Origin of the sequence: Promineifilum sp. (SeqCode) (assembly GCF_041918635.1) — a bacterium.
GTDB lineage: Bacteria > Chloroflexota > Anaerolineae > Promineifilales > Promineifilaceae > Promineifilum.
This window is the reverse complement of the sequence record NZ_JAYRVJ010000662.1, coordinates 1-8,246: the sequence shown is the minus strand read 5'-3', so window position 1 is coordinate 8,246 and position 8,246 is coordinate 1. Positions and strand designations below refer to the sequence as shown.

Below are 8,246 nucleotides of genomic sequence, written 5' to 3'. Positions count from 1 at the left end.
TGACCAGGTCGAACGAGCGCACCGCGAGCCGGCCTTCCAGCGGCAGATCGACCAACTGGTGCGCTTGCTGGCCGGCAATTACCTGGCGCACCTGCAAGAGCACCCCGACGAGATTGACGCGCTGGTGCGCGACCGCGTCGCTGTCTACCTCGCACACCTGGAGGAAGCTCCGCATCAGATCGAAACCCTGGTGCGCGCCCAAGCCAACGCCTATCTCCAACATCTAATTGAAGAACCCCAGCAGGTTGAAACGCTGATCCGCGATCAAGCTGACGCCTATATCACCTACTTGCTGGAGAACACCGACTCTGTCGAGGCGCTAGTCCGCGCGCAAGCCGACGCCTATATGGCCCACTTGTTGGAGAATCCTCACCGGGCCGAGGCGCTGGTGCGCGCTCAGGCCGCCGCCTACGTGGCCTATGTCGCGGCGAATCCCGAGCAGGTCGACGCGCTGGTGCGCGGCCAGGCCGATGGCTACATCGCTCACTTGCTGGACAACCCAGACCAACTCGAAGCGCTGGTGCGCGCCCAGGCCAATATCTACGTCGATTATCTGGCCGACACGCCCGCGCAAGTGGAAGCGCTGGTGCGCGTCCAGGCGGATAACTACATCGACCACCTGTCGGACAACCCGGAACAGGTGCAAGACCTGGTGCGCGGGCAGAGCGCCGGCCTGGCCAACGAGGTCACCAATGAGATGCGCGGGCGACTGACCACGGCCGATACCGCCCTGGAGACGGTGCTGCGCCGAATGCTCAGGCGGCCGGCGCGGGCCGACCTGCCCGAGCCGCCGCCCGAGGTACAAGCGCTGGCCGGGCCGCGTCTGGTGTATGGCCGGGAGGAAGCCCCCAGCGCAAACCGGGGCGACGAGGCGTATGAATAGCGACGCCGAGCTCCAGGGTCAATACGCCGGCTTCGTCACCCGCGCGGCGGCGTACCTCGTGGACCTGGCCATCATCTCCGCCTCGATCTTCCTGATCAACTGGGCGCCGCGCGTGGCGCTGAACTCTATTGGCATTACCACGAAGTTCTGCCCGTCTTCTGAGTGGGCCAGCGTCCTCTGCCGCCTATTCACCGGCTCGTTGATCGCTTTGAGCGCCGTCTTTCCCTCGCTCTACCTGGTCTTCTTCTGGATGCTGAGCGGGCAGACGCCGGGCAAGAGCCTGCTCGGGTTGCGCATCGTGCAAGTCAACGGCCGCCGCCTCTCCTTCGTGACCGCCCTGCGCCGGCTGGTCGGCTACGGCCTGTCGCTGCTAACCTTTGGGCTGGGCTTCCTGGTCATTCTGGTTGACGACCGCCGCCAGGGGTGGCACGACAAGTTCGCCAGAACCTGCGTCATCTACGCCTGGCCCGGCCAGCAAGACGACGAGTTTCTGGCGCGAATCGAGAAGGCCATTGGCGCGCGGCGTGGCAAACGGCGGTAGCTTCAGCATCTACCGCGGATACCATTTCGCTCCTCTCACCCATACCCCTATAAATCTACGCGCGCGACTCATGACATCTGTGTATAAGTTGCGATGATTCCTCTTCCGCGGCCGCTTTGGAACCTGTTGCATCTCCGGGTAGAATTGGCGCGACAGGACGCACAACCATGACCGACAGCGACATACTACAGGAGACCGACATCCGCCAAGAGGCCGACGAGGCGTTGGAGCCGCGGGCGAAAGTCTTCATCCACAACGACGACGTCACCCCCTACGACTTCGTCGTCATCGTCCTGCAACGCTTTTTCGACCTCACCCCCCTGGAGGCCGAACACGTCACCTACCTCGCCCACGTCTCGGGCGTGGCCTACGTCGCCACCCTGCCCAAGACCGAAGCCGAGACGCGCGTCGGCCGGGCCCACTTCGCTGCCAGCCTAGAGGGTTACCCTCTGACCTTCACCATCGAACCAGAGTAACGCTCTGGACCAAGGAGACATCACCATGAAACTAAGCCTCAACGGCGCCGGGCCTACCGGCCTCGACTGGATCAAACGGGACTTCGCCAGCCTTTCCCCGTCTTACAGCCGCGAATACGCGTTGGTCGTCGACCACGCCCAAGGCTCGGAAGTCTGGGACACCGACGGCCGCCGCTATATTGACTTCATGGCCGGCGTGGCCGTGCTTAACGTCGGCCACCGCCACCCGGCGGTGCAGGCCGCCGTCGAAGAGCAGATCAACCGCTTTTGGCACATCTGCCTGTCTGACTTCTTCTATCCCCAGGCCGTCGAACTGGCCGAGAAGCTCCAAGCCATCGCCCCGATGGACAAGAGCACGAAGGTCTATTTCGGCAACTCCGGCACCGAAGCGGTCGAGGCAGCCATCAAACTCGCCATGTATACGACCGGCCGCACGCGCTTCCTCGGCTTCATGGGCGGCTTCCACGGCCGCACCCTCGGCGCCCTCTCCTTCACCGCCAGCAAGGCCGTCCAGCGCGCCAACTACCTGTCGGGCGTCAAGGTGCAGCACGTGCCCTACCCCAACCCCTACCGCCCCCTGTTGCTGGGCAAGCAAGACGCCTCCTATGGCGAGACCGTCGTCGATTACATCGAGGAGCAGCTCTTCCACTCCATGCTCTCCCCCAACGACGTGGCCGGCATCCTGGTCGAGCCCATCCAGGGCGAGGGCGGCTACATCGTGCCCGCGCCCGGCTTCTTCCAGCGGCTGCGCGAGCTGTGCACCCGTCACGGCATCCTGCTCATGGTCGACGAAATCCAGAGCGGCGCGGGCCGCACCGGCAAGTGGTGGGCCGTCGAACACGAAGACGTGGAGCCGGACGTCGTCTGCTTCGCCAAGGGCGTCGGCAGTGGCATGCCCATCGGCGGCATCATCGCCCGCGAAGACCTGATGACCTGGCAGCGCGGCTCCCACGGCAGTACCTTCGGCGGCAATCCCGTGGCCGCCGCCGCTGCCCTGGCGACGCTGCAAGTCATCGAGCAAGAGGGGCTGATGGCCCGCGCCGCCGAGACCAGCGACTACATCATGGACGCCCTGGCCGAGATGGAAGCCCGTCACCCCAGCATCGGCGAAGTGCGCGGGCGCGGGCTGATGATCGGCATCGAATTCGTCCAGGACCGCCAGACCAAAGAGCGCGCCACGGAACTACGCGACCACGTCATCCAGCGCGCCTTCGAGTCGGGCCTGCTGCTCATTCCCTGCGGCCGCAACGCCATCCGCATGACCCCGGCCCTCAACATCGAGCGGCCGCTGGTCGATGAAGGGTTACACCTGTTCGAGCAAGCTCTCACCGAGGCCGAAAGCGCTTACCTGATCAATTAACCACAGATTCTCGCGGATTCGACGGATGAAACGGATTGAGCCTGGTGCTCAATCCGTTTCATCCGTCAAACCCGTGCCAATCCGTGTTTAATTCCTTCCCCCATGGAGCATAACCCAGTGATATCCGAACGAATCGCCGAACTGAAACAGCAACTCGCCGGCGGCGTCTCCCCGGCCATGGCCACCCCCCTCGTTCCCGAAACCTACACCGTCAACCCGGCCGGCGTTCTCCCGTTGGCCGACTTTCTCATCGACGCGGGCGTCAAGGGACTGTTCGTGGGCGGCACCACCGGCGAGGGAACCCAACTCGACGCTGACCAGCGCCAGGCTCTGCATGAGGCGGCCGTCGCCGCCGCCGCCGGTCGCGTTCCGGTCCTGCTCCACGTCGGCGCGCAGCGGACAGACGTGGCCGTTGCCCTGGCCCGCCACGCCGCCACGCTCCAACCCGCCGCCATCGTCGCCATGACCCCCACTTTCTACACCCTCAGCGACGACGCCCTGGCCCGCTACTACCACACCATCGCCGAGGCCGCCCCCGACATCCCGCTCTTCCTCTACGACATCCCGCAATTCGCCGTCAACGGCATCGGTCCGGCCCTGCTGGCCCGCCTGGCGCGCGAACTGCCGTCGCTGGCCGGCATGAAGACCAGCCGTGTGGACATCCAGTTCGTACGCCAGCTCATTGACGCCATGCCCCGCGATCGCATCCTGCTGGCTGGGAACGAGAGCGCGGCGCTCGGCTCGCTGGCCCTGGGCGCAGACGGACTCATCAGCGGCCTCAGCACGGCCATCCCGGAACCGTTCGTCGCTCTGACCCGCGCCGCCGCCGCCGGCCGGCTGGCCGAGGCCCGCGACTGGCAGCGCTGCATCAACCAACTGCTGGCCCTGCTGGCCGGCGCACGCCTGGGCGGCATCAAGGCCATCCTCAACCAGCGTGACATCGAGGTTGGCCCACCGACCCCCCTGCTCGACGCTACCGATGCCCTCCTGTGGCCGCAGGCGGCCGACATTTTAGGGAAAAATAAGAATCCACAGATTTCGCAGATTACGCAGATTTGAAGAAACCCGTTGTTTGGGAAATGAACGCCGGATAACGCCATGCATCTCATCCTGTTCGATATCGACGGCACGCTCATCAACAGCAGCCGCGCCGGCCGCGCCGCGATGGGCCGGGCGCTGCACGAGGTCTTCGGCGTCGCCGGCGCGGTGCACACCTACAGCTTCGCCGGCAAAACCGACCGGCGCATCGTCCACGACCTCATGACGGCCGAGGGCTGGACGCCGGCCGCGGTCGAGGCGCGCCTGCCCCATTTCTACGAGCGCATGGCCGCCGCCGGACAGGATCTGTTCACCCCCGAACGCATCCGTCCCTGCCCCGGTGTGTTGCCTCTGCTCGACGCCCTCGGCCGCCGCGACGACGTGGTCATGGCCTTGCTGACCGGCAACATCCGCCACACCGTGCCGTTGAAGCTGGCCGCGGCCGGCATCGACCCCGCGCGCTTCCGTGTCGGGGCCTATGGCTCAGATAGCATCGAGCGCGACGATCTGTTCGGACTGGCTGTCGCGCGGGCGCACGAGACGCTGAACCGGCGATTCCAAGCCCGCGACGTGATCGTCATCGGCGACACGCCGGCCGACATTCGCTGCGCCCGCGCCGGCGGCGGGCGGGCCATCGCCGTGGCAACCGGCCCGTTCGCACCTGACGCTTTGAGCGACTGCCGGCCCGATCACCTCTTTCTCGACCTGGCCCAGACGGAGGCCGTACTGTTAGCGCTACTCACCCCGGCCACACAGCCGGGCTGAGAGGAGGAAATTTATGGCGGCGCGCAAGAAGATCGTCATTGAGGATATTTCGTTCGAACCTGGCGGCCCGACCGCTGTGACCACCGAACAACTGCGGGCCTGGGTCGTCTGGCAATTCCCCCGGCTGCGCGCCGGCGGCTACAGCGGCGCCGTCCACCCACCCAGCCCGGAACCCGGCTGGCTCCCCGCCATCGTGGACGCGTCTAACGGGCAAGTGCTCGTCTTCGCCCACATCAAAGAGCGTTTCCCCACTCCCGAAGCCGCGGCCAAACACCTCGATCAAATGAATTAACCACGGATTTTCACGGATTTGACCGATGAACACGGATGGAGTCTGTGGCTCAATCCATCCTATCCGTGAAAATCCGTGGTGGATTTATTTCTAGATCACCGTCCCATTGGGGATGATGGCCCCCTTGGGCACAATGATGATCCCCTGGCTGGAGACCCAGTTCTCCGTCTCCTCATCCGGCCGGTCGGGGATGTAGCGGATCGTCACGTTGCTGCCGATGCGGGCGTTCTTGTCGATGATCGCCCCCTTGATGACCGAATTCGGGCCAACACCCACGTCGGGCCGGTTCAGGCGGCGGTTGTCCGCCCGCTCCTCATCCGTCTCATAGAAGTCCGCGCCCATCAGGATCGTCGACTGGACATTGGCCTCCTGGCCGATAATACTGCGCAGCCCCACCACACACTCGCGCACCGTCGCATCGTGAATGCGGCAGCCATCGGCCAGCAACACCTCATCTAGCCGGGCATTGAAGACCTCTGACCCCGGCAAGAAACGGGCGTGGGTATAGATGGGCGCGTGGGCGTCGTAGAAATCAAACGGCGCGTCGGCCTTCGCCATTTGCAGGTTGATCTCATAGAAGCGGCGAATCGTCCCGATGTCCTCCCAGAACCCGTTGAAGATATAGCCGCAAACCCGGCGCTTCTGAATGGACTGCGGCAAGATGTCGCGGCCGAAGTCAACGTACTTCTCCTCCAGCACTTCCCGCAGCACCTCCATATTGAATACGTAGATGCCCATCGACGCCAGAAACGGCTTGTCCAGGTGCGTCTTGCTCTCGAACTGCTCCAGTTGGGCCGGGTCTTTGGGCTTCTCCGCGAAGGCTGTGATCTGGCTGTCCGTGCCCATCTTCAGGATACCCAGACCGCCCACATCCTCACGCGCCACCGGCTGGACAGCCACGGTGATATCGGCATCCAGGTCAATGTGGCGCTGCACAAAATGGCGGTAATCCATGCGGTACAGATGGTCGCCGGCCAGGATGAGTACATACTTCGCGCCCGCCTCTTTGATCTCTACCCACTGCTTGCGCACCGCATCGGCTGTGCCCTGATACCAGTCCGCGCTGCGCGGCGTCTGCTCCGCGGCCAGAATTTGCACCCAGCCCGGCGAGAACGCATCGCGCGTGTAAGTGCTCCAGATATGGCGGTGCAGCGACGCGGAGTTGAACTGCGTCAGAATGGCGATCTTCTCGATGTCGGCGTGCAGGCAATTGCTCATCGGGATATCGATCAGCCGGTACTTGCCCGCCAGCGGCACGGCCGGCTTCGAGCGCTCCTTCGTCAGCGGGTAAAGTCGGGTTCCCTGCCCCCCACCCAAGATCAGGCCAAGAACGTTTTTCATGTGCGGCATGGTGCTCTCCGTATGAGACGTTAACTGTAGTAGACAGACGACGGACAGCGTAGTTATACCCCTGGCACGTTGTTTTGGCACACACATTGCGCCCATGTTATGATCCCAAGGTTTGTAGCACAGCCTATATTCGTTCGTTCGTAGTCAGGCGATTTATTGCCGTTCTGCCTGCTCTCATGCGTAAAACGGCAATAAATCGCCTGACTACGAACCAATTCTCAGAGGAGCTTTCATGAGTCGTGTGATTCATGTGGACAACCCAGGCAAACGGCGTAATCAGGCCCGGCGTTCCGTCGCCGAGATTCTGCGCCACCTGGGGCGCAAGGCGCAGATCGACGAAGAGGCCCGCGACATGACCGCCATGCTCGTCTTTCTACTGCGCGAAATCAAGCACACGGTGGACGAGTCGGCCAACGCCTGGGAAAAGCGCGGCTACTGGATGAAGGTCGAGCGCTTCGTGCGCGATTGGGAGTGGATTCCCGAGCTGGCCGCCAACATCGACGACGTCATCCGCCACGGGGCCTGGGACCTGCTACCCGAACTGCTGGCCGACCTCTCGCCCCACTTCGACGACATCAAGATCAAGACAATGACCCGCCAGCCCTCCGAGTGGCGCGGAGCCTATCGCAAGCTGCTGACCGAAGCCCCAGCTGTCGGGCCCTATTAAACGGCCGCGGCGTCGTCTGTGGAGGAACAGCTCACGCAAAGAGCGCCAAGAAGCAAAGAACGCCAAGTAAGAACTTTATTCCTTTGCATGCTTGGCATTCTATGCGCCCTTTGCGTGAGCCTCTTAAGATGAAACGATATGCTCGCTTCCTGCTGCTCGTCAGCCTGGGTTTGGTTGCCTGCCGGCCGGCGGTCCCGCTGCCAACACCGGCCGCTCTGGCCGTCGCGCCAACACTCATTCCCCAGACGCCAACCCTAGCGGCGACCGAAACGGTCGCGCCAACCGCGACGACGGCCGGCCCCACCATGTCGGCGGCGACAGTCGATCCCCCCACACCAACCCCGGTAGGGGCGGGTTCGAAACCCACCCCTACCATCGCCACCCCGCTGCCCCCACCCACGCCCCTCATCACCCCCATTTGCCCGCCCGGCCGTATCGAGCATGGGACAGTGGAGAGCGGCGTCGCCGGCGGCCCCATGGCCTACCGCATCTACCTGCCGCCGTGCTATGGCCTGGACGGCCGCGTCTATCCGACGCTCTACCTGTTCGGCGGCAACATCCACGATGATGCCATCTGGGACTCGCTGGGGCTGGACGAGGCAGCCGAGGCGGCCATCAGCGTCGGGGCCATCCCACCGCTGCTCATCGTCATGCCCGACAACGGCTGGCTGGCGAATACGACGACCAGCGGGCCGGCATCCTACGAAGGCTTCGCGCTGAACGAACTCATCCCCCACATCGAGGCCCACTACTGCGCCTGGCCCGCGGCCGAGGGCCGGGCCGTCGGCGGCCTGTCGCGCGGCGGCTATTGGTCGCTCATGATGGCTTTTCGGCGGCCCGACCTCTTCCGCAGCGTCGCCGCCCACAGCCCGGC

Annotated in this window: 10 protein-coding genes; 9 read left to right on the top strand and 1 reads right to left on the bottom strand. The window is 64.2% G+C overall.

The genetic code is table 11. The features are described from left to right. The 7 genes from ACE3UY_RS19475 to ACE3UY_RS19445 form a co-directional block, all read left to right on the top strand. Positions 1-883 (top strand): hypothetical protein (locus ACE3UY_RS19475; RefSeq protein WP_374689143.1); only part of this gene is annotated, 883 nt, incomplete at its 5' end. Beyond that, positions 876-1,424: an RDD family protein gene (locus ACE3UY_RS19470; RefSeq protein WP_374689142.1), complete on the top strand. Its 549-nt coding sequence runs from the start codon at positions 876-878 to the stop codon at positions 1,422-1,424. The genes ACE3UY_RS19475 and ACE3UY_RS19470, both read left to right, overlap by 8 nt. Before the next feature lie 167 nt (positions 1,425-1,591). Further along, positions 1,592-1,900, top strand: a complete 309-nt coding sequence (locus ACE3UY_RS19465) for an ATP-dependent Clp protease adaptor ClpS (protein WP_374689141.1) — start codon at positions 1,592-1,594, stop codon at positions 1,898-1,900. 25 nt (positions 1,901-1,925) lie between these two features. Beyond that, positions 1,926-3,260, top strand: a complete 1,335-nt coding sequence (locus ACE3UY_RS19460; RefSeq protein WP_374689140.1) for an acetyl ornithine aminotransferase family protein — start codon at positions 1,926-1,928, stop codon at positions 3,258-3,260. A 117-nt stretch (positions 3,261-3,377) separates the two neighbouring features. Beyond that, positions 3,378-4,319, top strand: coding sequence for a dihydrodipicolinate synthase family protein (locus tag ACE3UY_RS19455; RefSeq protein WP_374689139.1), 942 nt, complete (start codon positions 3,378-3,380; stop codon positions 4,317-4,319). 39 nt (positions 4,320-4,358) lie between these two features. Beyond that, a complete protein-coding gene (locus ACE3UY_RS19450; RefSeq protein WP_374689138.1) occupies positions 4,359-5,063 on the top strand; it encodes an HAD family hydrolase in 705 nt (234 codons plus the stop codon). 13 nt (positions 5,064-5,076) lie between these two features. Then, positions 5,077-5,355, top strand: coding sequence for a hypothetical protein (locus tag ACE3UY_RS19445; RefSeq protein ID WP_374689137.1), 279 nt, complete (start codon positions 5,077-5,079; stop codon positions 5,353-5,355). Between the two features lie 90 nt (positions 5,356-5,445). Here ACE3UY_RS19445 and ACE3UY_RS19440 read toward each other — a convergent pair whose 3' ends face one another. Beyond that, a complete protein-coding gene (locus ACE3UY_RS19440; protein WP_374689136.1) occupies positions 5,446-6,696 on the bottom strand; it encodes a glucose-1-phosphate adenylyltransferase in 1,251 nt (416 codons plus the stop codon). Positions 6,697-6,937: 241 nt separating this feature from the next. On the opposite strand from ACE3UY_RS19440, the gene ACE3UY_RS19435 reads away from it, so the two are divergent. After that, positions 6,938-7,372 carry a hypothetical protein gene (locus ACE3UY_RS19435; protein WP_374689135.1) on the top strand — a complete coding sequence of 145 codons (435 nt, stop codon included), beginning with the start codon at positions 6,938-6,940 and terminating at the stop codon, positions 7,370-7,372. 128 nt (positions 7,373-7,500) lie between these two features. Beyond that, the coding region (locus tag ACE3UY_RS19430) for an alpha/beta hydrolase (protein ID WP_374689134.1) at positions 7,501-8,246 on the top strand (746 nt) is incomplete at its 3' end.

What these genes read in the sequence shown, in the direction of transcription:
- ACE3UY_RS19470 (WP_374689142.1), top strand. Translation starts at nt 876, where the DNA reads ATGAATAGCGACGCCGAGCTCCAGGGTCAATACGCCGGCTTCGTCACC.
- ACE3UY_RS19465 (WP_374689141.1), top strand. Translation starts at nt 1,592, where the DNA reads ATGACCGACAGCGACATACTACAGGAGACCGACATCCGCCAAGAGGCC.
- ACE3UY_RS19460 (WP_374689140.1), top strand. Translation starts at nt 1,926, where the DNA reads ATGAAACTAAGCCTCAACGGCGCCGGGCCTACCGGCCTCGACTGGATC.
- ACE3UY_RS19450 (WP_374689138.1), top strand. Translation starts at nt 4,359, where the DNA reads ATGCATCTCATCCTGTTCGATATCGACGGCACGCTCATCAACAGCAGC.
- ACE3UY_RS19445 (WP_374689137.1), top strand. Translation starts at nt 5,077, where the DNA reads ATGGCGGCGCGCAAGAAGATCGTCATTGAGGATATTTCGTTCGAACCT.
- ACE3UY_RS19440 (WP_374689136.1), bottom strand. Translation starts at nt 6,696, where the DNA reads ATGAAAAACGTTCTTGGCCTGATCTTGGGTGGGGGGCAGGGAACCCGA.
- ACE3UY_RS19435 (WP_374689135.1), top strand. Translation starts at nt 6,938, where the DNA reads ATGAGTCGTGTGATTCATGTGGACAACCCAGGCAAACGGCGTAATCAG.